A 24155-nucleotide genomic window follows, 5' to 3' on the forward strand; every position below is an offset into this window, starting at 1 on the left:
TATGAGTGATAAACGGAAGGCTGCAGAAAGCAATGCTCCGGTGGGGCAAATGGATGAGGCCATCGAAAATTTTGCGGACTTCCAGCTCCAGGTCAAAGGCCGTGCGGAGGCTACGGTGCGTGGCTACCGCGCGGACTTAAAAAACCTGGCCCAAGACATCGATACTTTTGCGGACTTTAACCTCAATAACCTGCGGCAGTGGCTGGGCAACGCGCTTGCAGAAGGCAAAGCGCGCGCAACGCTGGCACGCAGGACTGCCTCAGTTAAAGCCTTTTCTACCTGGGCGGAAAGGGAAGGCTACCTAAGCCGTGATGTCGCGGCACGATTGGTAACACCGAAGGTGGGCCAGCATCTCCCAACGGTCATGGCGCCGCAACAGGCGGGTGAACTTGTGGGCAACGCCGTTTCAGTCGATGAAGCCCATTTTCAGCGCGATAGCGCCATTTTGGAGCTGCTCTATGCCACCGGAATGCGCGTTGCGGAATTGGCCCGCCTCGATATCGGGGACGTGGACTTTAAGCGTTCCACCGCGCGCGTTACTGGTAAGGGAAACAAGCAAAGGGTCGTGCCCTTCGGTACCGCCGCAACCGATGCCCTGCAGCAGTGGATAGATGGCGGGCGCAAAGAACTGGCGCGGGGAGATACCCAGGCCATTTTTGTGGGCAGTAGGGGAGCGCGCATTGATCAGCGCCAGGTGCGACGTATCGTGGAAAAAGCCGCAGCGGTTACGGGCACAAGCGGGCTAACACCGCACGGGGTGCGCCACCTTGCGGCTACTCACCTCCTAGAAGGCGGGGCGGATCTGCGCGTGGTCCAAGAGCTACTGGGCCATTCATCCTTGAGTACCACACAGATTTATACGCATGTCTCCGCAAAGCGGTTAAAGCAGGTCTATTCCCAGGCGCACCCGCGGGCCTGAGTAATTCTCATAAAGGCTTAAGCCGGATGACCGGCATATCTAGCAGGCTTAGTGGGTCGATATAGCTGTCTTTGGCGATTCGGGCGCCCCAATGCAGCCCTGGTGTGCCGTCTACTGGGTGGCCGAGCTTGCCTATAGTTTGGCCCTCGCGCACCTCTTGGCCTTGGGTAACGCTCGCGTGCACGGGTTGATACGTGGTGCGAATACCATCGGCATGGTCAATCGAAATAACCGGGGTGCCCGCTACGGTGCCGACAAAAGCTACGGTGCCTGATTCGGCGGCGACGACGGTACCGCCTATTCGCAGGGTCATATCGACGCCGCGGTGTCCGGCGCTCCACTTATGCTCGGGCTTATCAAAGCCGCGTAGCACCCGAACCGGGCGCGTCTTTCCGGAGGCGGGATCGACATATGCGGCAGCGGGCGCAGCGCACAGTAGCACTAGCGCACCAGTCAGGATGGTGGTGACGGAGGGGAGAAGGGGGCATCGGCAAGCGGCGTTGTTGTGTGGTCGTAGCAAACGGTTCATGGGGCACAGTGTGAAGCGTTGGGCCAATATTGTCCTGCGAAGCGTGGATTAGCTGTGGATAAATTGACAGCGTTGGGGCGGAAGAAACTCGAGTGACAATCGAGATGCAGCGGCCAGAGGAACTTGTGGAAAAGTGCTCGTTCGGTTTGGAAAATCCAGCTGGCTGGGATTATTGTCTTCTATAGCAGTGTGTCCGCTGGGTGGTAATCATCACGGAGGCATTGACTACGCGCGACGAAGTTGTCGCATCCTGCATTAAGGATGTGGCGGTCCGATAGCTGACGTGGTCCTTGGAAACAAGGTGTTAGCAGGGCCTTCGTTGCTAGGGTGCGGAATAAAACACCGCACATTTGGAAAAACCGAAAGACAATTAAAAGAAAGCGAGCGAATCATGGCAGTTGTAACCATGCGCGAGCTCCTCGACGCTGGTGTGCACTTTGGCCACCAGACCCGTCGCTGGAACCCGAAGATGCGTCGTTTCATCTTCACTGACCGTAACGGCATCTACATCATCGACCTGCAGCAGACGCTGACCTACATCGATGAGGCATACGAATTCGTTAAGGAAACCGTCGCTCACGGTGGCACCATCCTTTTCGTTGGCACCAAGAAGCAGGCGCAGGAAGCAGTTGCTGAAGAAGCAACCCGCGTCGGCATGCCTTATGTCAACCACCGTTGGTTGGGTGGCATGCTCACCAACTTCCAGACCGTGTCCAAGCGTCTGAAGCGCATGAAGGAGCTTCAGGCTATGGATGAGCGTGAGGACGGCTACAAGGGCCGTACCAAGAAGGAAGTTTTGATGCTTAACCGCGAGCGCGCCAAGCTTGAGCGCGTTCTGGGCGGCATCTCCGAGATGGCTAAGACCCCGTCCGCACTGTGGATTGTTGACACCAACAAGGAGCACATCGCGGTTAAGGAAGCTCACAAGCTGAACATCCCGGTTGTTGCCATCTTGGACACTAACTGCGACCCAGATGATGTTGACTTCCCGATTCCGGGCAACGATGACGCAATCCGTTCCACCAAGCTGCTGTCCGGCATCGTGGCTTCTGCCGTCGAAGAAGGTAAGAAGGCTCGCGAGGAGCGTCAGCTTGCAGCCGCTAAGGAAGCTGCCGGCGATTCCGCAGAGAAGGAACAGCGCGATGCTGAGGCTGCTGCAGCCGCATCCGATCCTGCTTCTGCAGAAAAGACCGAGGAAGCACCCGCAGACAAGCCTGCACAGTAGGCCTGCCTCTTGTGAGGATTCTTTCTTAACTGCACTTAATTGAATACCCCACGCACATTTTGGTGTGGGGCAGCTAGGGAATAATTCCTGTACAAGGCTGTTTACCTGACCCCTACCACCGTGTGCTACGGCGGTGGGGGTTACTTTTATCTATGCTGGAGGCGGCTAAAATTAGCCTCAGTACGACCGCATTGATGAAGGCAAAATGGGGTAGATTTCCCCACCCAAAGACGGCGCGAGACCGCTACTTCGGCTACGCTGTCTCAACGAACACTGATTGATTTTCAAGGAGGATCGCCCTAACTATGGCGAACTACACTGCTGCAGACGTGAAGGCACTGCGCGAAGCAACTGGCTCCGGCATGCTCGATTGCAAGAAGGCCCTGGAAGAAAACGGCGGCGACTACGACAAGGCCGTTGAATTCCTGCGCATCAAGGGCGCTAAGAACGTGTCCAAGCGTGCTGACCGCGAGGCCACCGAAGGTCTCGTTGCCGTATCCGGCAACACCATGGTTGAGATCAACTGTGAGACCGACTTCGTGGCAAAGAACGAAGGCTTCCAGTCCTTCGCTAACAAGATTGTTGAAGCTGCAGCCGCAGCCAAGGCTAACTCCCCGGAAGAACTCAACAACGTAGAGATCGACGGCCAGAAGGTCTCCGAGTTCGTTGACCAGGAATCCGCAAAGACCGGTGAGAAGCTGCAGGCACGTCGTGCAGTCACTGTCGATGGCGACAATGTTGCTGTCTACCTGCACCAGCGTTCCGCTGACCTGCCTCCTGCAGTCGGTGTCTTGGTTTCCTACGAAGGCAACAAGGAAGGCGCACACGCTGCCGCACTGCAGATTGCAGCTATGAACGCTGAGTATCTGAAGCGCGAAGACGTTCCTGCAGAGATCGTCGAGAAGGAGCGCTCCATCGCTGAGGCCACCACTCGTGAGGAGGGCAAGCCTGAGGCTGCTCTTCCAAAGATCGTGGAAGGCCGCCTGAACGGCTTCTACAAGTCCGTTGTCTTGCTGGAGCAGGCTTCCTTGTCCGATAACAAGAAGACCGTCAAGCAGGTCGCAGAAGAGGCCGGCACCACCATTACCGGCTTCGTCCGCTACGAGGTTGGCGCTTAAGTTTAAGCCCGCTTTTTAGCCTTTAAAGCCCACGGGAGGAATATCCTCTCGGTGGGCTTTTGTGCTGTCTAGGGACACTGGGGAAGCGGCGGCTGCTGGCCTATGGTGCAGTGTGGGGAAGCGGCGGCAGTGTAGGTAAGATGGAAAAGAAATAAAATCAGCCCGCGCAAAAGGAGACGATGAAGGCGTGACTTCTGCAGACGAAAAGCGAACCGGATACAAACGAGTAATGCTGAAACTCGGCGGCGAAATGTTTGGCGGAGGCAAAGTCGGAATTGACCCGGACGTTGTCGAAAATGTAGCTCGCCAAATCGCTGAAGTAGCTGAGCAGGGGATCGAAATCGCCGTGGTGATCGGCGGCGGCAACTTCTTCCGCGGAGCAGAGCTCTCGCAGCGCGGCATGGATCGCGCCCGCTCTGACTACATGGGAATGCTGGGCACAGTCATGAACTCGTTGGCCCTGCAGGACTTCTTGAAGCAAAAGGGCGTTGATTGCCGTGTGCAAACGTCTATCAACATGGCGCAAATCGCCGAGCCGTACCTGCCGCTGCGCGCTGACCGACACCTAGAGAAGGGCCGCGTGGTTATCTTCGGTGCCGGCATGGGCATGCCGTATTTCTCCACGGATACCACGGCCGCGCAGCGCGCCTTGGAAATTGGCGCCGATGTGCTCTTCTTGGCCAAGGGCGTTGATGGCGTGTACTCCGATGACCCACGCACGAACCCGGATGCGGAGCTCTACACCCAAATTACTCCGCGCGAGGTCATTGAAAAGGGTCTCAAGGTTGCCGATGCAACCGCCTTTAGCCTGTGCATGGACAATGACATGCCGATCTTGGTCTTCAACCTCCTAGAAGAGGGAAATATCGCCCGCGCGGCCAGCGGCCAGGTTATCGGCACGCTGGTGCAGTCCTAATTCTAAAACGACACAGAACCTGCTACCTTTTATACAGCTACCCCTCAACGTTGAAGGATGATTCAGCCTCATGATCGATGACATTCAGCTCGAAGCCGAAGAGCACATGACCGCTTCCGTCGAGCACACCCGCGAGCAGCTGGTGACCATTCGTACCGGACGCGCGAACCCGGCGATGTTCAACGGGCTCATCGCGGAGTACTACGGTGCGCCGACGCCGATTACTCAGATGGCTACCATCTCTGTCCCAGAGCCGCGCATGTTGCTCATCAAGCCATACGAGCAGTCCATGATCCAAGAGATTGAAAACTCCATCCGCAACTCGGATTTGGGCGTTAACCCCACCAACGACGGTCACGTACTGCGTGTGACCGTTCCCCAGCTGACCGAGGAACGCCGTAAGGAAATGGTCAAGCTGGCTAAGAGCAAGGGCGAGGACGGCAAGATCGCAATCCGCAATATTCGCCGCAAGGCCATGGAACAGCTGAAGAAGCTCCAAAAGGATGGCGAAGAGGGCGAGGATGAGGTCCTTGCCGCAGAGAAGGAAATGGAAAAGATTACCGCTGGCTACGTCGAGCAGATTGACAAGCTAGTGGAAAACAAGGAATCCGAATTGATGGAGGTCTAGGACTTTTCCGCTGCCGCCGCGCCCAATCGGCCGGCGGCGCTTTTCTATACGTAGTATTTTTGTATAGGAAATAGACAAGCCCCGCGACGCGCATACAACGCCAAGTGAAAGGAGCCGGTCACGGTGAGTGACGCCTTGAACCGCCGATTGCCGCAGCCGAAAAATGGTCCCGGCCGTGACTTGCCGGCGGCTATTGGAGTAGGCGTGGGGCTCGGCGCCCTCGTCGTCCTCGCCGTCTGGGCTGGCCCCTTGGCTTGGTATGCGGTGGTAGCAGTCGCGGTCGGCGGGGCCATGTGGGAAGTTCTTACCCGCTTGCGGGAGAACTCGTACTATATCCCGCGCACCCTGTTAATCATTTTGGGTCAAGCCATGGTGTGGATTTCCTGGCCGCTTGGCGCGCCCGGCCTCGTGGCCGTATATGTCACAGCAGTCCTCATTTTGATGTTCGGCAGGCTTTTTCATAACGGTCGGCATCGCCCACCCATTAATTACCTGCGGGACATGTCCGTCGGTATCTTCGTGCTGACGTGGATTCCGCTTTTCGCGACCTTTGCAGCCATGCTGTCGCTGATTTCTTCCCCAGTGGCCAGCGGCGCCGCTTCCATCGTAGTCTTTATGTTGTGCGTGGTCGCCTCTGATACGGGTGGCTATATCGTTGGTGTGATGTTCGGCTCGCACCCCATGGCACCGGCCGTGAGCCCGAAGAAGTCCTGGGAGGGCTTTTGCGGCTCCATAGCCTTCGGCGTCATCGTTGGGGCGCTTTCCGTCCACTTCCTCTTGCACCACTCGGCGTGGGTAGGTGCTTTGATGGGCCTTGGCCTTGTTATTTGCGCTTCGCTGGGTGACTTGGTGGAATCGCAATTTAAACGAGAGCTGGGCATTAAGGACATGTCCCACATTCTCCCTGGGCACGGCGGCCTTATGGACCGCCTTGATGGCATGCTGCCCTCTGCCATGGTTACTTGGGTGGCCATTAGTTTTATGGCAAACCTTGCGGTCTAATCCGAGCTGAAACCACCGCGTGTCAAAGGGGGCTGAATATAAAACCGCCGCTTCCCACTGCATTGCTGGAATAACGTTCCGAGGCAGGAGAAAGCGGCGGTAGGGCTATTTAGCCTTGGGCCTGCTTGCGCAATTGGCGGCGCAATTCCAGCATGCGCCACACACCTACAAGCGCCATGATGAGCGCGCCGCCGATGGTGAACATCAAGTAGGCAATGCCCGCCGGGAACTGACCCGACCAGCCGAGGAAGTTCATTGGAACTTCTTGCTGGTTTTGCAGAATGAAGATGATTAATACGATCAGCAAGAGGAAGCCCACGATGAGCGCTGCCCAAGTGCTAGCGGCGAATGAGCCTTGGGCTTTTTGTGGGGCGGAAGCAGGCTCAGTGGTGCCGGTGTCGGTGGAGACTTCCTTGCTTCCGGTTTCGGTCAGAGCGGCATTATCTTCTGCCGCGGTGGCCTTATCATCGGAGGTAGAAAAGTCATCTTCAGGGTATTTCGGATTGGTCATATGTCCATTATTTCTGTAAACCCTTCCAAAATTCCACTTGGCTATAAAATGAGGCGTTCACAATTGGAAAAGTTCCGGTAAACCGTGGAATGATGGGCATCATTATGGCTCAACCAGTAAAACTTAACTTCTCCGCGCCGCGGCGCGGACTGCCACCGAAGCACTTTGCGGATCTCTCTGAAAGCGAGCGCATTGATAAGCTCGCAGAAATCGGTCTACCTAAATTCCGCGCTAAGCAAATAGCTAAGCACTACTACGAGCATCTCACGGACGATGTCGAAGAGATGACGGATATCCCCGCCGGCAAGCGCGAGGAGGTCAAAGACGCCTTCTTCCCTGAGCTCATGAAGCCTATTCGTACGACTTCTACGGATGATGGGGAGACCACTAAGTCCTTGTGGCGCTTGCACGATGGCACCCTTTTGGAGTCTGTCTTGATGCGGTACCCCGGCCGCGCTACCTTGTGCATTTCTTCTCAGGCTGGCTGCGGAATGGCCTGCCCGTTTTGCGCCACCGGCCAGGGCGGGCTAGACCGCAACCTTTCTACCGGCGAAATCGTCGAACAGTTCCGTCATGCAGCCGCGGCGATGGCAGCCGAAGGCGGACGCTTATCCAATGTTGTCTTCATGGGGATGGGCGAGCCGCTGGCAAATTACAAGCGTGTGGTTCAGGCGGTGCGCCAGATTACCGGCCAAGATGGGACGGGCTTTGGGCTCTCGCAGCGCAATGTGACCGTATCCACCGTGGGTTTGGCACCTGCCATTCGCAAGCTTGCGGACGAAGACCTTGCCTGCACGCTTGCAGTGTCGCTGCACACTCCGGATGATGAACTGCGCGATAACTTGGTGCCGGTCAATAATCGTTGGTCCGTTGATGAAGTCCTCGATGCCGCACGGTACTACGCCGATAAATCCGCCCGCCGTGTATCTATCGAGTACGCCCTCATCCGGGATAAGAACGATCAGGATTTCCGCGCCGATATGCTGGGCCGGAAGTTGCACCAGAAACTTGGCTCTAAGGTGCACGTCAACGTGATCCCGCTTAACCCGACTCCGGGTTCAGAGTGGGACGCAGCTCCCAAGGCACGCCTCGATGAATTCGTGCGTCGCGTCCAGGCGCAAGGAGTGCCGTGCACTGTGCGCGATACTAAGGGCGATGAAATCGCTGCAGCCTGTGGCCAGCTTGCCGCCGATGAGCGAGAAGACATGTCGGCCTAAGCCAGAACCGGCAGGTCGCCACAGCCACTTAGGCATAGTTTGAAAAGTGCCTAGGTGGCTTTGTCTTTAGTATTTGCGGGTGTTGGCGTATGCGGGGCAGCACAACTACACGCCCGGCAAACCACAAAACCGCCGGGCCTCCTCGCAATGAGGAAGACTCGGCGGTTTTCGTAGCTAGGATTACAGCGCGTGCTTGCCGGTGCTTACCTCGGCAGCATCGGAGGCAGAGTCAACACGCAGGTGGGATACGCGGGAAGGCTCGATATTCAACGCGCGCAGCTGGGAGTCGGTCAACTCGGTGTAGGCACCGGAAACGGTCTTCTGGTCATAAATCCAGTCACGTTCTTGGTGGTCGGCCGGCTTATTATTAGAGGTGATGGTGCGCACCTGGTTGAGCTTTGGCTCGAAGGTGAAGATGAGCAGGCCCACAACCAGAAGGACGGTTAGGGTGACGAGCCAGACGGTCTCCACGTGGCCCTTGTGGTTACCAAAGTTGAAACCAATCATGAAAATCACGGAGATCCAACCCGCGATTTGCACACCAGAGCGGCTGATGCGGGACCAACCGAAGCCTGCGGATGGAACATCTTCGGTAGAAACACCGTCATAAACCTGCGGTACCGGCTTGTGGGAAGACACTTGCTCTCCTTCGCTATCGCGTGTGTCCATTTATCGAGGGGCACACCAATGCCATTTGACTGCCTACTATTTTAAAACATCGTGGCTGCAAAGGCGATTAAACACCCCCGCCTTCTTGCCCGGCTCCACCCCATAGCAGGGCTACATAAATGACCGCTAGGGTAGAGGGGTGACTACTCAGCGAATACTTATTCTCGGCTCCACCGGCTCTATTGGCACGCAAGCATTAGAAGTAATTGCGGATAACCCCGATAAGTTTGAGGTCGTGGGCATTGCTGCGGGCGGTTCTCATCCGCAGCAGATCATTGAGCAGGCCCGCGCCTTCCACCTTTCGTTTGACCACATTGCCGTGGCCCAACCTGCGGCGGCTGCGGAGGTTTCTGCGGCTTTAGGCGGCACAGTACTTTCTGGCGATGGTGCGGCGGAAGAGCTGGTGCGCTCGGTTCCTGCCGATACCGTGCTCAACGCCCTAGTGGGCTCCCTCGGGCTCAAAGCCACCCTGGCAACGGTGGACATGGGCGAGTACCTCGCACTAGCGAATAAGGAGTCCTTGGTTGCCGGCGGCACTTTGGTCACGAAATCCGCGCGGCCAGGTCAAATCATCCCCGTGGATTCGGAGCACTCTGCGATGGCACAATGCCTGCGCGCGGGCGAAAAAGGCGAGCTGGCCAAGCTCGTTCTCACAGCCTCGGGCGGCCCCTTTCGCGGTCAGTCGCGTGAGCAGATGTGGGACGTTACCCCGCAGCAAGCCGCGCAGCACCCCACGTGGTCCATGGGGCAGATGAATACGCTGAATTCCGCCACCTTGATCAATAAGGGGCTCGAGCTCATCGAGGCGACTCTGCTTTTTGATATTGAGCCAGAGCGCATCGAAGTCACGGTTCACCCGCAGTCGGTCATTCACTCGATGGCCACCTTTAAAGACGGCTGCACTATCGCCCAGGCTTCTCCGCCATCGATGAAGCTGCCCATCTCCCTAGCCTTGAATTGGCCCCAGCGTGTACCGGGGGCGCAGCCGGCCCTCGATTTTTCCCAGGCGCATACGTGGCATTTTGAGCCGCTTGATGATGCCGCCTTTCCCGCCGTATCCCTCGCCCGCGAGGCTGCGGCGAAGGGGACGGGAGTGATTTATAACGCTGCCAATGAAGAGGCCGCGGCGGCCTTTTTGGCCGGGCGTATCCACCTCCCAGAGATTGTTGATGTCGTAGGCGAGATCCTCGGGGAATCTTCCCAGTTTGCTGGTGTAGTCTCTACCCTCGATGAAATCCTCGCCGTAGAAGGTGAGGCTCGCAGGCGTGCGAATGCGCGCATTGACCGTTTAGCTGACTAGAAAGCTTTCTTTAATGGCAAATTTGCTGGGCATTGTGTTGTTCGCCCTTGGCATTGGGCTGACCGTGGCACTCCATGAGGCGGGGCATATGTTTACGGCCCGCGCCTTTGGCATGCGGGTGCGGCGGTATTTTATCGGCTTTGGCCCGCGCATTTTCTCCTTCCGTAAGGGGCATACCGAATACGGTCTCGCCGCGTTTCCGGTGGGTGGATTTTGCGATATCGCCGGGATGACCGCGCAGGATGAATTCCTTACGGAGGAAGAAAAGCCCTATGCGATGTATAAAAAGCCATGGTGGCAGCGCATCATCGTCCTTGCAGGCGGTATTGGGGTCAACCTGATCCTCGGTTTTGTCATCTTGTATTTCGTGGCGATGACGGCTGGGCTACCCAATCCCGATGCCGATGTGCGCCCGCGGGTGGGGGACGTAGTCTGCACCGCAGACCAAAAAGAAAACCAGGAGCTGGAATCGTGCACTGGCAACGGGCCCGCTGGTAAGGCCGGTGTCCAGGAAGGCGATATCATTCTCGCGCTTGATGGCCAGCACCTGGATTCCTTTACGCAATTGCGCGATGAGGTAATGCAACGTCCCGGCGAGACCGTGACGCTTACCGTAGAGCGCGACGGCGCGGAAAAAGACTTCTCCATCGAATTGGAAACGGTCAAGCGCCTGAATCAACAGGGCGAATTGGTGGATGCCGGATCGATCGGGCTGAGCAATGAGGTCCTCGACATCGTCGAGAAGTATTCAGCAACACAGGCGGTTCCTGCAACGTGGCATTTCACCACCTATTCGCTCGAGGCCACGGTGGAGGGAATCAAACAATTCCCCGCTAAGGTACCGGGCGTGGTGGCCTCCATCTTTGGTCACGAGAGGGATGTGAACGGGCCGATGTCCGTAGTCGGTGCGTCGCGGGTTGGTGGCGAACTCGTGGAGCGTTCCCTGTGGGCATCGTTCTTCATGATGCTGGCGACGCTGAATTTCTTCCTCGCTATTTTTAACCTCATTCCGCTGCCGCCCTTTGACGGCGGCCACATCGCGATCATCTTGTATGAGAAGATTCGCGATGGCATTCGCAAATTGATGGGCAAGCAGCCGCTGGGTCCTGCCGATTACACCCGGCTTATGCCCATCACCTATGTCATGGCGGCCCTACTTATGGCGCTGGGCGTAGTGATCATCATCGCGGATGTGGTCAATCCGATCAGACTATTTGGCTAGGTTCGTTAGCCGTTGTGCCCGCCGCGCGGCGTGAGTAGAGTGCCCAACGCTTAGCGCACGTGTACAGCGCGAGCGGGCACTTTAGCGCTTAACCATCTAGTGCTAGAGTGGGGACGTTCAACACTTATTGTGCAATAACATTTAGCAACGAGCCACGAGCTAGAAATAAGGAGCATTCATGTCTAGTCCTATCGGTCTAGGAATTCCTGACGGGCCTCCGCCAGTATTGCACCCGCGCCGGAAAACGCGGCAATTGCACGTAGGCCCAGTGGGCGTTGGTTCTGACTACCCAATTTCGGTGCAGTCGATGACTAATACCAAGACCCACGACATCAATGGCACCCTGCAGCAGATCGCACAGCTTACTGCCTCTGGCTGCGATGTCGTGCGCGTGGCCTGCCCTAAGCCGGTGGATGCGGAGGCTCTGCCGACCATCGCCAAGAAATCCCCGATCCCGGTCATTGCGGATATCCACTTCCAGCCCAAGTACATCTTCCAGGCCATCGATGCTGGCTGCGCGGCAATCCGCGTCAACCCCGGCAACATCCGTGAATTTGATGGCCGCGTTAAGGAAGTGGCGAAGGCCGCTGGCGATGCGGGAATCCCCATCCGCATTGGCGTCAATGGCGGTTCGCTGGATAAGCGCCTGTTGGAAAAGTACGGCAAAGCCACCCCAGAGGCGCTCGTGGAGTCCGCTATCTGGGAGGCGGGCCTGTTTGAGGAGCACGGCTTTGGCGATATCGCCATCTCAGTTAAGCACTCTGACCCAGTCCTGATGGTGGAGGCCTACCGCCAGCTGGCCGCGCAGACCGATTACCCACTGCACTTGGGTGTGACGGAAGCGGGCCCGAAGTTCATGGGCACCATTAAGTCTTCCGTTGCTTTCGGCGCCCTTTTGGCAGAGGGCATTGGCGATACGATTCGCGTCTCGCTATCAGCTCCGCCTGAAGAAGAGGTCAAGGTGGGCGATCAAATTCTGCAGTCTTTCAACTTGCGCCCGCGCAAGCTGGAAATCGTGTCTTGCCCGTCGTGCGGCCGCGCGCAGGTGGACGTGTACAAGCTGGCGGAAGAAGTTACCGCCGGCCTCGAGGGCATGGAATTTCCCATCCGCGTTGCCGTCATGGGTTGCGTTGTCAACGGACCTGGTGAGGCCCGTGACGCCGACCTAGGCGTGGCGTCCGGTAACGGCAAGGGCCAAATCTTCGTCAAGGGCGAAGTGGTGCGCACCGTGCCGGAAGACAAGATCGTGGAGACCCTCATTGAAGAGGCATTGCGCATTGCAGATGAGCAAGGTATCGAAGCCGTGGATGGCGCCAAGGCCGATGTTCGCGTGACGCAGTAAGCAGCTTCCTTCCACGCGGTAGTTTTTAAGGACTGCCCTGCACTTCGGTGTGGGGCAGTCCTTTTTGCTGCGTGCGCTGCTAATGTGCCAAAGCATGAAGAAGTTATTCGCACTGGTTGCTACAGTCTCGTTTGCTGCAACTGGTGTGGTTGCTTGTACCCCTAAGCCCGTATCTGCAGAGCCGGTGGCAGAAGAGTTCATTGAAGGCATGGAGAGCCGAAATAACGAGGGCTTGGAGGAGCTTACAGATTCCCCCGATGACGCCACACAGGCCCTCGATGCTACGTACTCGGGTTTGCAGGCAGAGGGTCTCGATATTGAGCTCGAGGGGATAAAGCAGAACGAAACCATGGCCACGGCGGATTATAAGGTCAAATGGGATCTGCCCAAGGAACGCAGCCTGAGCTATACCACGCAGATGACCTTGACCAAGGCCGAAGATGAATGGACGGTGCGGTGGAAGCCCAGCATAATTCACCCGGACTTGGGCGCGCACCAGCACTTGGAGCTGCGCGCCTTGGAAGCTACGCGCGCCAGCGTCGTCTCCTCCAATGGGGTGGAGCTGATGAGTCCTGGGCTGAATTACCGCGTCATCGTGGATACTAGCTCGCTTTCCGATGTCCGCCCCACGGCCTCCAAGGTCAGCAGCGCCCTAGCTGCGGCGCACCGCGAGGACGATTCGATCGCGGAGGTAGACGCCAAGGATCTCGCCGAAAAACTAGAAAAGGCAGATTCTGCCTATTCGGTGGGGCTTTATACAGAAGAACAGGAGTCTGTCATCCGCGCCAAGATGGAGGGGATGGACGGCGTTCGCATTAATGAGGAACCCGCGCTGGTGACCCGGGACCGCGGCCTTGCGCCCGATCTCTTATCTCGCGTGCGTTCGGCCGTCAATGACGAGCTCGACGGCGAGACAGGTTGGTCCATCGCCGTCGTCAATGAAAATGGTGCGGCGCTTTCCGATGTCGAAAAGCATGCGCCAGAGGCCGCTCCCTCAATCAAGGTTGGACTCGATTATGACGTCCAACGCGCGGCCCAAGAAGCGGTGGATCAGCGCTCGGACGCCCAGGCCATGCTGGTAGCAATCCGGCCTTCCAATGGCGATATCCTGGCGGTGGCGCAGACCGAAAAGGCGGACGAAGACGGCGACGTCGCCCTGCAAGGCCAATACCCGCCGGGCTCGGTTTTCAAGATCCTTACCGCCGCTGCAGGTGTGGAAAAGCAAGACCTAACCACGGATACCATCGTTCCGTGCCCCGGCACGATGAATATCTATGGCCGCGTGGTGACCAACTACAACGCGTTTTCGCTCGGCAATGTTCCGTTAAGCCAAGCCTTCGCCCAATCGTGCAACACCACCTTCGCCGATATTTCCACCAAGCTGGCACCCGGTGAATTGAAGGAAACTGGCAAAAAGTTTGGCTTCGGGGTGGATTATGAAATCCCCGGGCTGACCACCACGACCGGCTCGATTCCTGAGGGCAAGGAAGTTCTGGAGCGCACCGAGGCAGGCTACGGTCAGGGCTACGACCTTGCCAGCCCGTTCGGCATGGCTATGGTTTCGGCCTCTGTGGCAGCGGGAAAGACCCCAACGCCGAAGCTTATTGAGGGCCGCGAGACCAAGGCCTCGGATAAGTCGAGGCCGATTCCAGACCACGTGCTGAATAACGTGCGCGGCATGATGCGCCAGGTGGTCACCAGCGGTACCGCCCGCGGGATGCAGGCGGGCGGAACGATTTACGGCAAGACCGGTGAGGCCGAGATCAATGAAGGCTCGCACGCGTGGTTTACCGGCTACCGGGAAGAAGACGATATCGCCTTTGCCACGCTCATCGTATTGGGCGGCGGCTCCGAATCCTCGGTAGCCATTACCGATAACTTCCTGCGGAAGCTGGATGATTACCGCTCGCGCCCCAATGATGGCCCGGCCCCCAAGGTCGAGTAAGCAGCGGACACTGACTGGCCACCCCGATACTGCGTGAGCCGGTATGAGGACTACCATGGGCAATTATGAGTACTCGTGGAAAATTGAAGCCAGGTAAACCAACCCCCATCCGGCCGGTGCCAGAAGATATCGAGCGCCCGGAATATGTGTGGAAAGACGAGGTACAAGAGGCCATCGGCGAGCCTTTTGTGCAGTCCCCCGAAGTGATTGAGAAGATGCGGGAGGCCTGCAAGATCGCGGCCAACGCGCTGAAGGAAGCCGGCAAGGCCGTAAAGCCTGGCGTGACGACGGATGAGGTCGACCGCGTGGCGCACGAGTATATGTGTGACCACGGCGCGTACCCATCTACCTTGGGGTACCGGGGATTTCCCAAGGGCAGCTGCGTTTCGCTGAATGAAATCGTCTGCCACGGCATTCCGGATACCACCGTGATTGAAGAAGGTGACATCGTCAATATCGATGTCACCGCTTATAAAAACGGCGTGCACGGCGATAATAACGCCACCTTCTTGGCAGGTGACGTATCAGAGGAGCACCGCCTTTTAGTAGAGCGCACCAAAGAAGCCACGATGCGCGGCATTAAGGCCGCAAAGCCTGGCCGCGAGATCAACGTTATCGGCCGCGTTATCGAGTCATATGCCAAGCGCTTTGGTTATAACGTCGTGCGCGATTTCACCGGCCACGGCGTAGGACCCACCTTCCACAATGGGTTGGTGGTCTTGCACCACGATTCCACCACGTACCGCGATATCTTGGAACCGGGCATGACCTTGACGGTGGAGCCGATGATCAATCTTGGTTCGCTGGATTACGATATTTGGGACGATGACTGGACCGTGCAAAACCGTGATGGCAAGTTCACCGCCCAGTTCGAGCACACCTTGGTCATTACCGAGGATGGCAATGAAATCCTGACCATCCCAGATGAGGATTAATCGCTAGGTCCCTTCCTCAAGGCCTAGGCACTGCGAAAGCCGCCTCCTTAACCGTCGCGCATGAATCTTTGCGCGTGGTCGGGGAGGCGGCTTTTGCTATGGAGCCTTCTACGTGCCTTAGTCCCACTCGAGGCCCAAGAGGGCGTTTTCTACGACCTCTGGCAGGGCTGGGTGGATCCAGTACTGCTTGCGGGCAAAGTCGCGCAGGTCGATCTCGTAGGCCATTACGGTAATCAGCTGCTGGATCAGGGTGGAGGCCTGCGGGCCCATTAGGTGGGCGCCCAAGAGCTGGCCCGTCTTGCGGTCCGCAATCAGCTTGCAAATACCGGTGGTATCTTCCATGGCCCAGCCGTAGGCCACGTCGCCGAAGTTTTGAATCTTCACGGTGATATCGAAGCCCTGCTCCCGCGCTTCTTCTTCCTTCAAGCCCACAGAGGCGATCTGCGGGTGGGTGAAGATGGCGGCAGGAACGTTGTCGTGCGGAAGCTCCTGCAGATCCTCCGGGTGGAGCAGGTTGTGCTGGATGGTGCGGGCTTCGGCGTTGGCGACGTGCTTGAGCATGTAGGGCGAAGAGACATCGCCAAGCGCCCAGACGCCTTCTGCATCGGTAAGGCCATGCGCATCGGTGGAAATGCGGCCATTGTCCAGCAGCTTGATGCCGGCCTTGTCCACATCCATGAGATCGCCATTCGGCTTGCGGCCGGTGGCTACCAGGATTGCGTCTGCTTCGAGGGTCTCGCCATTATCGAGCTCGAGCTTGACGCCCTTGTCGGTTTCTTCCAGCTTGGTGCCGTTAGCAATTCGCACATCGAAACGCTCGCGGGCAATTTCGTTAAAGCGCGAGGAGATATCGGAATCGAGGTGGCGCAGCAGGGTCTCGCTGCGGTTGACCACGGTGACCTTGGTACCGAGGCCATCGAAGACGTGGGCAAATTCCATAGCGATATAGCCGCCGCCGACGATGATCAGGCTTTCTGGTTGGCGATCCATCCGCATGATGTCTTCGTTGGTGTAGTACTTCACACCGGAATTGGCGTAGACCTCAGGGATTACCGGGCGGGAGCCGGTAGCAATAACGATCTGATCGGCGCTGATGACGTGATCGCCGGTCTGGATGGTCTTAGGGCCGACGAAGCGAGCGTACTCGTCGTAGACGGTGATATTCGGGGTCTTGTCGCCGCGGCGGTAGTCCTCGCCGCTTTGGGCGATCTGGTCGATGCGGTTGTGGAAGACGCGCTCCACAATGGAGTTCCACTCCACGTTGTTGACCTGGGCATCAATGCCAAGGCGCTCGCCTTCGCGGGCGGCGAGGGCGACATCGGCTGCGTAGACGTACATCTTGGTGGGGATGCAGCCGACATTCAGGCAGGTGCCACCGAAGCGGTCCTTTTCAATAATGGCAATTTTCTTATCGTGAAAATCGCGGTTGGCAATGGAGTTGCCGGAACCGGTGCCGATGATGATGAGGTCGTAGTGTTCCTCAGCGGCCGGAGTATTTGCTGTATCAATTGTGGTCATATCTGTACCTTAATTCATGTGTCCAATTCGGGTATTTATGCTGGTGTAGGGGCTTCCACGATGGTGGGAAGCCACGCATCGCACGCTGCGAAGGCCTCTTCTAGGGGGTGGGGGAGGGATAAAAAGACATCGTGGCGCGCGCCTTCGATGGAATGCAGCGTGTAGTGCGCGTCGAGCTCTTTTGCCCACCGCCGGGTCTGGGCGACATCGATGATGCAATCCGCATGATTGACCGCATCGCAGTACGGAGTTCCCAATAGGGAGCGGGTAGATTGCAGCGTCAATACGGGGACTCCGGTGTTAATACGGCCGCTGTGAAGGGCATCGAAACCGTGGAACACGGCGGCCAACCATCCGATATATTTTTTATGCCCGGCTAGGGGTTTCATGCTGAGGTCATAGTCCCACTCGCCGTAGTAATCACTGTGCACCGATTCGCCGTAGGCAGTGAGGTTGCCCCCAAACAAGGCGGTCTTGGGTGCGATTTTGGCGGTGGAATATATGACAGGTTTCAGCGCGGAGACTGCCCAACCGGGAACGCCCATCATGTCGAGCCAAGGGCTATTGAGAATCAGCCCCTTAAGGCGGGAGAACCGCTCCGGATCATGGCGGCGTAAAAAGTCGATCCATAGCGGCGCAATCAGGCCACCGGTGGAGTGGGCCATAACGATTACCTTGTCATTCGCAATGGCATCGAGGGCCGCGGAAAGATCCGCGTTGTATAAGGACAAATCTGAAACGTAGTGCCAGGACTGGCCAGGCCTATGCGAGCGGCCGCATTTGCGCAGATCGACCGCATAAAAATCATAGCCTTGCGCCGCAAAGTGTTCTGCAACGTGTGAGTGAAAGAAGTAGTCAGTCATCCCGTGCAGCCACACCAGGGCCGGGCGGGAAGGCGATGAAGAATCGGCAGAGCCCGCTGACCCGGAGCCTTCGCTTGATCCTGGTGCGTAATGGACGAGGGTGGTGACAACGTCCCCCTCGCCATCGGGATCGGGGCCAAGGTCGAGGGTGGCTGATTGAAAATCGGGGCCGAGGATATCGGGCCCCCATGACGGAGTTGCTGTAGCCATGACACGAGTCTAGTCAATTCTAGGGGTTCGCTACGGTAGCTGCGTGACCTGCGATTATTTCCACTCAATGTGAAGTGTATTACATGGCGTCCCATAATGTGGCGGCCAGGGTGGGGGAGAAAAACCAATCGAGTGGAGAAAAGCGTAAGGTAAGGCGTTAATGCGTGACACATCGGCAGGTTGTCTGTGCAAAACAGTCGCGGTGTGGGGCGCAAAGCGCTTAAAATATATGGTGCAGAATGCGCCGATGTATATAAATTTTCAATCCGAAGAGGTTATAACACAGTGTCCTCAGCAAAGAAGACAGCACAAGTTGTAGATGAGGTTGATGTCGCACTGGTCGGTGCCGGCATCATGAGCGCCACCCTGGGCGCTATGCTCCGCGAGCTGGAGCCGAGCTGGACCCAGATGATCTTTGAGCGCCTTGATGGCCCCGCCCTGGAATCCTCCTCTCCGTGGAATAACGCCGGTACCGGTCACTCTGCTCTGTGTGAGCTCAACTACACGCCAGAGAAGAACGGCCGCATTGATATCTCTAAGGCCATTGCCACCAACGAGAAGTTCCAGAAGTCGCGCCAGTTCTGGTCCCACCAGCTCAACAACGGCATCCTGACTGAACCTAGCGAGTTCATCAACCCAGTCCCACACGTGTCCTTCGCTCAAGGTGAAATCCAGGCGGACTACCTGAAGCGCCGCTACGAGGTGCTGAGTGAAAAGCACATGTTCCCCGGCATGCAGTTCTCTGATGACGAATCCACCTTCGCGGAGAAGCTGCCGCTCATGGCAGACGGCCGCGACTTTTCCAATAAGGTCGCTATCTCTTGGACCGAAGTCGGAACCGATGTGAACTTCGGTGCCCTGGCCAAGCAATTCCTGACCGCTGCGCGCGCATCTGGTACGGAGATCCGTTACGGCCACGAGGTCTTCGATATTGACCGCGACGGAAATGATTGGAAGGTCTATTCCAAGAACAAGCACACCGGCGATATCACCGTGGTGAAGGCGAAGTTCGTCTTCGTCGGTGCCGGCGGCTACGCCCTGGATCTGCTCCGCAAGGCAAAGGTGAAAGAAGTAGCTGGCTACGCCGGATTCCCCATTTCCGGTCTGTGGCTGCGCGCCAAGAACCCGGAGCTTATTGAGCAGCACCAGGCCAAGGTTTACGGTAAGGCAGCAGTCGGTGCTCCTCCGATGTCCGTGCCGCACCTGGATACCCGCGTTATCGACGGCGAGAAGGGCCTGCTGTTTGGCCCGTACGGCGGCTGGAGTCCGAAGTTCTTGAAGAAGGGCTCCTACCTGGATCTCTTCAAGTCCATCCGCCCGGATAATATCACCTCCTACCTGGGTGTTGCGGTACAGGAATTCGGCCTGACCAAGTACCTCATCGATGAGGTCCGCAAGGACTTCTCCGACCGCGTTGATTCCCTCCGCGAATACGTCCCGAATGCGAAGGAAAGCGACTGGGAGACCGTGATAGCCGGCCAGCGCGTACAGGTCATCAAGCCTGCTGGTGCACCGCGCTTTGGCTCCCTCGAGTTCGGTACCGCACTGGTCAATAACCAGGAAGGCAATATTGCCGGCCTCCCCGGGTGCTTCCATTGCCCCAGCCGTCATGCTGGAGCTGCTGGAGCGTTGCTTTGGCGAGCGCATGATTGACTGGAGCGATAAGATTCGCGAGATGGTCCCGTCCTACGGCATGAAGCTGGCCAATGATGAGGACTTCTACAACGAGATGTGGGAATACACCCAGAAGACGCTGAAGCTGGAGCGCTAAACGCCCACCCTTCGGCTTTGGGCTAATTCCTGGCCCCTGCCCTCCGTGCAGAACCTACTGCACGGAGGGCTTTGTGCTGCGCAACCCCGAAATCTGGGGTTGACAGCATATTAGGTACCGCAGTAGGTGAGAAAACCTGCAAGCCCATTCGGGTCGGGCTGTTCGTAGGACGGATGCGGCTCCCACGGGTGGGTCACGGCGTGGAGAAGCTCAGTAAAGGGCTGCATATCGCCTGCCTCGGCGGCGCGCAGCGCGGCTTCGACGGCCATGTTGCGGGGAATGACCCGGGGCATGGCAGCATCCACGGCATCCGGGGCGGGGTGAGTGGCTAGGTAGCTATCTAGGAAGTCTGAATCTGAGAAGAGCTCTCGGGCAGGAAGGGTGTGGCCGCGGGCGGCATCGGCAAGCGCGCGGTGCGCCAGCGTAATATCCGGGCGGGATAGCTGCATGGCGGCAAGGTAGGCCGAGGCTACCTCGGTAGAGGTATCGAGGGCTGCGGCTATATCGCTGCGGCGCTGGGTGGCGAATTTCTCCTGGAACCCATTGATGGTCTCTTGCGCGAAGTCGACCCCGGCATTGATATCGGCATCGAAAAGCGGCACCAGCGATTCCGCGAGCCGGGCGAGGTTCCAGCCCAGGATAGCTGGTTGATTGCCAAAGGCATAGCGTCCCTGCTGGTCAATGCTGGAAAATACCGTATCGGGCGAGTAGGACTCCATAAAGGCACACGGGCCGTAATCAATGGTTTCGCCGGAGATGGTGGTGTTATCCGTATTCATCACCCCGTGGATAAAGCCGAAGCGCATCCACGAAGACACGGTGGCAATCTGGCGGTCCATGACGCCTTGAAAAAACTCCCGATAATCTGCCCCAGGGTAGTGGCGCGCTATGGCATAGTCCGCGAGGTCTTGGAGGTGGCCAGACTGCGCGGCATAGTGAAAAGTTCCGACCCGGATATGGCTTGCCGCCACGCGGACCAGGACGCCAGCCGGCTGCACGTGGCCGCGCTGGATGGGACGGCCGGTAGAAATCACAGCAAGCGAGCGGGTGGTGGGTACGCCGAGGGCGTGCATGGCCTCAGAAATCAGGTATTCGCGCAGCATGGATGAAAGGGTGCCGCGGCCATCAGCACCCAGGCGGGAATAGGGGGTAAGCCCCGTGCCCTTGGCGTGGAGATCCCACAGTTTTCCGTCTTTTTCCACCTCGCCCAAGAGCATGGCCCGGCCATCGCCCATCTGTGGGTTGAAGGAACCGAATTGGAAGCCGGAATAGGCCATGGCATGCCCGCCGTCGCGGCCTAAAAGGAAATCCAGGCCGTCTGCAGAGCGCAGCCAGTCAGTATCCAAGCCCAGCTGCACTGCCAGCTCTTCATTGAGGACTACGAGCTTAGGATCCGGTTGTTCTTCGCCGTGGGTTGCCGCCACAAATTCCGGCAGGTGATCGGCATAGTCGTGGTGTAGGTGCATTTTAGACCTCCAATTGTCCTTGCACGCGGATGTGGACGCGGCCACCGACCCAAATATCGGTGCCGTCATCGTGGATAAAGACCTCGCCGTTTCTTCCCAGCTGGCTGCCCTGGCAGGCGGTGTAGCGGGCGGGAACCAGCCCGCGCGAGCGCATGAATTGCGCGGCCCCGCCGTTGAAAGAGCCGGTGACGGGATCCTCGAATTCTGCGGTAAACGCGCGCACTTCATAGGCAGCGGAGCCCGCGTCTGCGGCGCTATCACGCATTCCCACCACGCCCACCTTGGGGCGAGTGGCGGCGGGCTGAACCGCGCGCACGGCCGCGGCATCGCGCAGCTGTATAAGCCGCCAGCCGGGCCCATTATCCACCCAGGCGGAATCGATGACATCTGCTTCTGCGATATTCAATCCCGCGCAGGCCTCTGCCAGTTCGGCACTGCTTAATGGCCCGCCCGCGCGCAGGGGCGGGGTGGCAAAAGAATTAATACCCGCGTTCTCGCGCACGGAGACTAACCCCACCCCGCATTCCTGCACTATAGTGCCTTCCTTCTGAGGTTCATTGCCGAGAGCCCGCCAGACGGCGGCGCTACCCAAGGTGGGGTGGCCGGCGAAATCAAACTCCTCGTGCGGGGTAAAAATGCGCACGCGATAGTCCGCCGCGGGTTCGGTGGGCTCGAGCAAAAACGTGGTTTCAGAAAAATTGGTCCAGTGCGCGATGGCCTGCATCTGTTGCGTCGAGAGCCCATCGGCATGGGCCACGACGGCGAGCGGGTTACCGGAAAACGCCGAGGTGGCAAAGACATCGACTTCAAAGAACTGGAGTTGCATGCCAGCCAGTCTAGTCAGCCCTGAGGATGAGGCCGGCGAGTTAGTTTCTGCGTTAGCCTTGCCCTTATGTCTAAGCTTTGGCCGGATCGTCTGCGCGACTGGATTGGCCCGCCGTGGCGAATCCTCATCCCTGTGTTCTTCGGCGTGCTTTTGCCCAACGCCGCGAACTTTTTGCACACCGATTCACCCTTTCAGGCCATCGTGGCGGTCTTGTACACCGTCGGCATTCCGCTCGCGCTGTGGCTGCATCCCAAGCTGCAAGAAAAGTCCATTTTCTTCATCGCCGGCACCATGACGTTGTGCATTTTTACGCCCTTGGCCTCCCTGGCGAACTTCCACGCCCCGATTTTCGCCTACACGGCTTTTCTCATTGGCACGCACTCGCGCAAGCGCTTGCGCTATATCTGGCTTGCATGGATTGCCCTGGGCTCCCTGGCGGGAACCACCGCAAGCCTGTTTGGTGAAAAGGTCTTCGCGGGCAGCGATATCGGCTTGGGCGATGCGACCATGAGCCCGCTGCTTGCCTATGCCGGCACGGTCTTGCTCGGCTGGCCGGTCCTCGGCTTTTTCTACTTGCTCGGCACCAATAACCGGAAGCGCCGGGAGGGCCAACAGCTGCTCATCGAGCGCGCGGAGATGGCCGGCGCCGTGGAGCGCAACCGCATCGCCCGCGAGATGCACGATATCGTCGCCCATAACCTCGCCGGGGTCATTGCGCTTGCCGATGGCGCCCGGTTCGCCGCCGCAAAAGACCCCAAGGTAGCCACGGAGGCGCTCGATACCATCGCCTCCACCTCCCGCGAATCCCTAAAACAGATGCGTAGCCTGCTATCCGTCTTGCGCGAAGAAGACGCGCGCGGGGAAACCAAAGCCCCAGGCACCTCAGACATCGCAGGCCTATTTTCAGAGGCCCGGCGCGCTGGCTTCGATATCACCGTTTACGGCATGGAAAAGTTACCCGCCGATAGCGACGAGCTTTATCAATTCACCATCTACCGCATCGTGCAGGAGATACTGACGAATATGCTCAAATACTCCAGCCAGAACAGGGGAACTCTGCGCTTTCGCAGCGATAAGTCGGCGCTTGTTATCGAGGGGCACAACCCCATGGCGCAGCCGGACGAGGACCACAGTCCCGGCTATGGGCTCATCGGGATCAAAGAGCGTGTGAAGGCCTATGGTGGCAGTGTGTCCACCAAGGCCGAGGATGAAACGTTTGCAATCACCGTGGAGGTACCGCATGTCTAATCCGGAACAGGAACCTGAGCCCATTCGCATTGCGCTTGTCGATGACCAACCGCTCCTGCGCGCCGGGTTCGCCATGCTGATTGGCTCGCAGGAGGATATGAGCGTGGTCTGGCAGGCCTCCGACGGCGATGAGGTACTGGACCTGGCGCGGCAAGAGCCCGTCGATATCATCCTCATGGACGTGCAGATGGCGCGGGTCAATGGCATTGCGGCCACGGAGGAAGTGCTCCCTGAATTCCCAGATACCAAGGTCATCATGCTGACCACCTTTGATGATCACAACTTTGTCCACGGCGCAATCTCTGCCGGGGCATCCGGATTCTTGCTCAAAGACGTCGAACCCGAGGAGCTGCTCTCAGCCATTCGCACCGTGCACTCAGGCGAGGCCGTGCTCTCACCGCGTATTACCGCTCAGGTGCTCCAACAAGTCCGCAGCGAGGAGGGTGGGGACAGCAGGAAGGCGCACTCGGCTGCGCACACCGCTGCGGATGCACAGCCAGGCGCCACCACCGCGACGGCTCCGCCGTCCGCGGAACTTACCCCGCGCGAGATGGATATTTTAAGGCTTATGGCGCTGGGGTATTCGAATACCGAAATCTCTGAAGAGGAATTTGTCTCCATGGCAACGGTCAAGACCCACGTGCGCCACGTGCTGACCAAGACCGGGTCCCGCGACCGCGTCCAGGCCGTGCTGTATGCCTATACCCATGGGGTGGTCACCGTGGAAGAGCTGCTTTCTCATCCCCAGGGATGAACGGCTAAATCCGCCTCGAGG

The 24155-nt window shown here is 58.1% G+C and carries 21 protein-coding genes and 1 pseudogene; 15 read left to right on the forward strand and 7 right to left on the reverse strand.

Going from position 1 to position 24155, the window contains the following annotated elements:
* The first annotated feature begins 1 nt into the window (after position 1).
* A complete protein-coding gene (locus QP891_RS00610; protein ID WP_284769591.1) occupies positions 2–919 on the forward strand; it encodes a tyrosine recombinase XerC in 918 nt (305 codons plus the stop codon).
* A gap of 7 nt (positions 920–926) precedes the next feature.
* On the opposite strand, the gene QP891_RS00615 is transcribed toward QP891_RS00610, so the two are convergent.
* Positions 927–1448: a M23 family metallopeptidase gene (locus tag QP891_RS00615; RefSeq protein ID WP_284769592.1), complete on the reverse strand. Its 522-nt coding sequence runs from the start codon at positions 1446–1448 to the stop codon at positions 927–929.
* 391 nt (positions 1449–1839) lie between these two features.
* On the opposite strand from QP891_RS00615, the gene rpsB reads away from it, so the two are divergent.
* The 5 genes from rpsB (at position 1840) to QP891_RS00640 (ending at position 6337) form a co-directional block, all read left to right on the forward strand.
* A complete protein-coding gene (gene rpsB, locus QP891_RS00620; protein WP_284769593.1) occupies positions 1840–2673 on the forward strand; it encodes a 30S ribosomal protein S2 in 834 nt (277 codons plus the stop codon).
* A gap of 305 nt (positions 2674–2978) precedes the next feature.
* Entirely contained in the window at positions 2979–3791 is an 813-nt protein-coding gene (tsf, locus tag QP891_RS00625; RefSeq protein ID WP_284769594.1) for a translation elongation factor Ts, read from the forward strand.
* 229 nt (positions 3792–4020) lie between these two features.
* Positions 4021–4707 carry a UMP kinase gene (pyrH, locus tag QP891_RS00630; RefSeq protein WP_284769800.1) on the forward strand — a complete coding sequence of 229 codons (687 nt, stop codon included), beginning with the start codon at positions 4021–4023 and terminating at the stop codon, positions 4705–4707.
* Between the two features lie 70 nt (positions 4708–4777).
* Positions 4778–5335, forward strand: coding sequence for a ribosome recycling factor (frr, locus tag QP891_RS00635; RefSeq protein ID WP_284769595.1), 558 nt, complete (start codon positions 4778–4780; stop codon positions 5333–5335).
* A gap of 123 nt (positions 5336–5458) precedes the next feature.
* Entirely contained in the window at positions 5459–6337 is an 879-nt protein-coding gene (locus QP891_RS00640) for a phosphatidate cytidylyltransferase (protein ID WP_284769596.1), read from the forward strand.
* A gap of 109 nt (positions 6338–6446) precedes the next feature.
* Here the strand turns inward: QP891_RS00640 and QP891_RS00645 are convergent, their stop codons facing one another.
* Positions 6447–6848 carry a LapA family protein gene (locus tag QP891_RS00645; protein WP_284769597.1) on the reverse strand — a complete coding sequence of 134 codons (402 nt, stop codon included), beginning with the start codon at positions 6846–6848 and terminating at the stop codon, positions 6447–6449.
* Between the two features lie 104 nt (positions 6849–6952).
* Between QP891_RS00645 and rlmN the strand changes: the two genes are divergently transcribed.
* The gene (gene rlmN, locus QP891_RS00650; RefSeq protein WP_284769598.1) at positions 6953–8065 is read left to right on the forward strand and encodes a dual-specificity RNA methyltransferase RlmN; all 1113 of its coding nucleotides are present in this window, start codon (positions 6953–6955) and stop codon (positions 8063–8065) included.
* A gap of 180 nt (positions 8066–8245) precedes the next feature.
* On the opposite strand, the gene QP891_RS00655 is transcribed toward rlmN, so the two are convergent.
* A complete protein-coding gene (locus tag QP891_RS00655; protein WP_284769599.1) occupies positions 8246–8734 on the reverse strand; it encodes a DUF2631 domain-containing protein in 489 nt (162 codons plus the stop codon).
* 139 nt (positions 8735–8873) lie between these two features.
* On the opposite strand from QP891_RS00655, the gene dxr reads away from it, so the two are divergent.
* From dxr to map, 5 genes are all read left to right on the forward strand, one after another.
* Positions 8874–10034 carry a 1-deoxy-D-xylulose-5-phosphate reductoisomerase gene (dxr, locus tag QP891_RS00660; protein ID WP_284769600.1) on the forward strand — a complete coding sequence of 387 codons (1161 nt, stop codon included), beginning with the start codon at positions 8874–8876 and terminating at the stop codon, positions 10032–10034.
* 13 nt (positions 10035–10047) lie between these two features.
* Positions 10048–11256, forward strand: a complete 1209-nt coding sequence (locus QP891_RS00665; RefSeq protein WP_284769601.1) for a M50 family metallopeptidase — start codon at positions 10048–10050, stop codon at positions 11254–11256.
* A gap of 178 nt (positions 11257–11434) precedes the next feature.
* Positions 11435–12598 carry a flavodoxin-dependent (E)-4-hydroxy-3-methylbut-2-enyl-diphosphate synthase gene (gene ispG, locus QP891_RS00670; RefSeq protein ID WP_284816803.1) on the forward strand — a complete coding sequence of 388 codons (1164 nt, stop codon included), beginning with the start codon at positions 11435–11437 and terminating at the stop codon, positions 12596–12598.
* A 94-nt stretch (positions 12599–12692) separates the two neighbouring features.
* Positions 12693–14543, forward strand: coding sequence for a penicillin-binding transpeptidase domain-containing protein (locus QP891_RS00675; RefSeq protein WP_284769603.1), 1851 nt, complete (start codon positions 12693–12695; stop codon positions 14541–14543).
* A gap of 65 nt (positions 14544–14608) precedes the next feature.
* Positions 14609–15478, forward strand: a complete 870-nt coding sequence (gene map, locus QP891_RS00680; protein WP_126319280.1) for a type I methionyl aminopeptidase — start codon at positions 14609–14611, stop codon at positions 15476–15478.
* Positions 15479–15595: 117 nt separating this feature from the next.
* Here the strand turns inward: map and mtr are convergent, their stop codons facing one another.
* Both mtr and QP891_RS00690 read right to left on the reverse strand, forming a co-directional pair.
* Positions 15596–16996: a mycothione reductase gene (mtr, locus tag QP891_RS00685; RefSeq protein WP_284816805.1), complete on the reverse strand. Its 1401-nt coding sequence runs from the start codon at positions 16994–16996 to the stop codon at positions 15596–15598.
* 35 nt (positions 16997–17031) lie between these two features.
* Positions 17032–18069 carry an alpha/beta hydrolase gene (locus QP891_RS00690; RefSeq protein ID WP_284816807.1) on the reverse strand — a complete coding sequence of 346 codons (1038 nt, stop codon included), beginning with the start codon at positions 18067–18069 and terminating at the stop codon, positions 17032–17034.
* 354 nt (positions 18070–18423) lie between these two features.
* On the opposite strand from QP891_RS00690, the pseudogene mqo reads away from it, so the two are divergent.
* Positions 18424–19840: pseudogene (mqo, locus tag QP891_RS00695) on the forward strand (malate dehydrogenase (quinone)).
* A gap of 110 nt (positions 19841–19950) precedes the next feature.
* Here mqo and QP891_RS00700 read toward each other — a convergent pair.
* Entirely contained in the window at positions 19951–21306 is a 1356-nt protein-coding gene (locus tag QP891_RS00700; RefSeq protein WP_284769606.1) for a protein adenylyltransferase SelO, read from the reverse strand.
* A gap of 1 nt (position 21307) precedes the next feature.
* A complete protein-coding gene (locus QP891_RS00705) occupies positions 21308–22132 on the reverse strand; it encodes a PhzF family phenazine biosynthesis protein (RefSeq protein WP_284769607.1) in 825 nt (274 codons plus the stop codon).
* Positions 22133–22198: 66 nt separating this feature from the next.
* On the opposite strand from QP891_RS00705, the gene QP891_RS00710 reads away from it, so the two are divergent.
* Positions 22199–23380, forward strand: coding sequence for a sensor histidine kinase (locus QP891_RS00710; protein WP_284769608.1), 1182 nt, complete (start codon positions 22199–22201; stop codon positions 23378–23380).
* Entirely contained in the window at positions 23373–24134 is a 762-nt protein-coding gene (locus QP891_RS00715) for a response regulator (RefSeq protein ID WP_284769609.1), read from the forward strand. Before QP891_RS00710 ends, QP891_RS00715 begins: the two co-directional genes overlap by 8 nt.
* Positions 24135–24155: the final 21 nt, after the last annotated feature.

The organism is Corynebacterium sp. MSK310, assembly GCF_030227355.1.
GTDB classification, from domain to species: Bacteria; Actinomycetota; Actinomycetes; order Mycobacteriales; family Mycobacteriaceae; genus Corynebacterium; species Corynebacterium rhinophilum.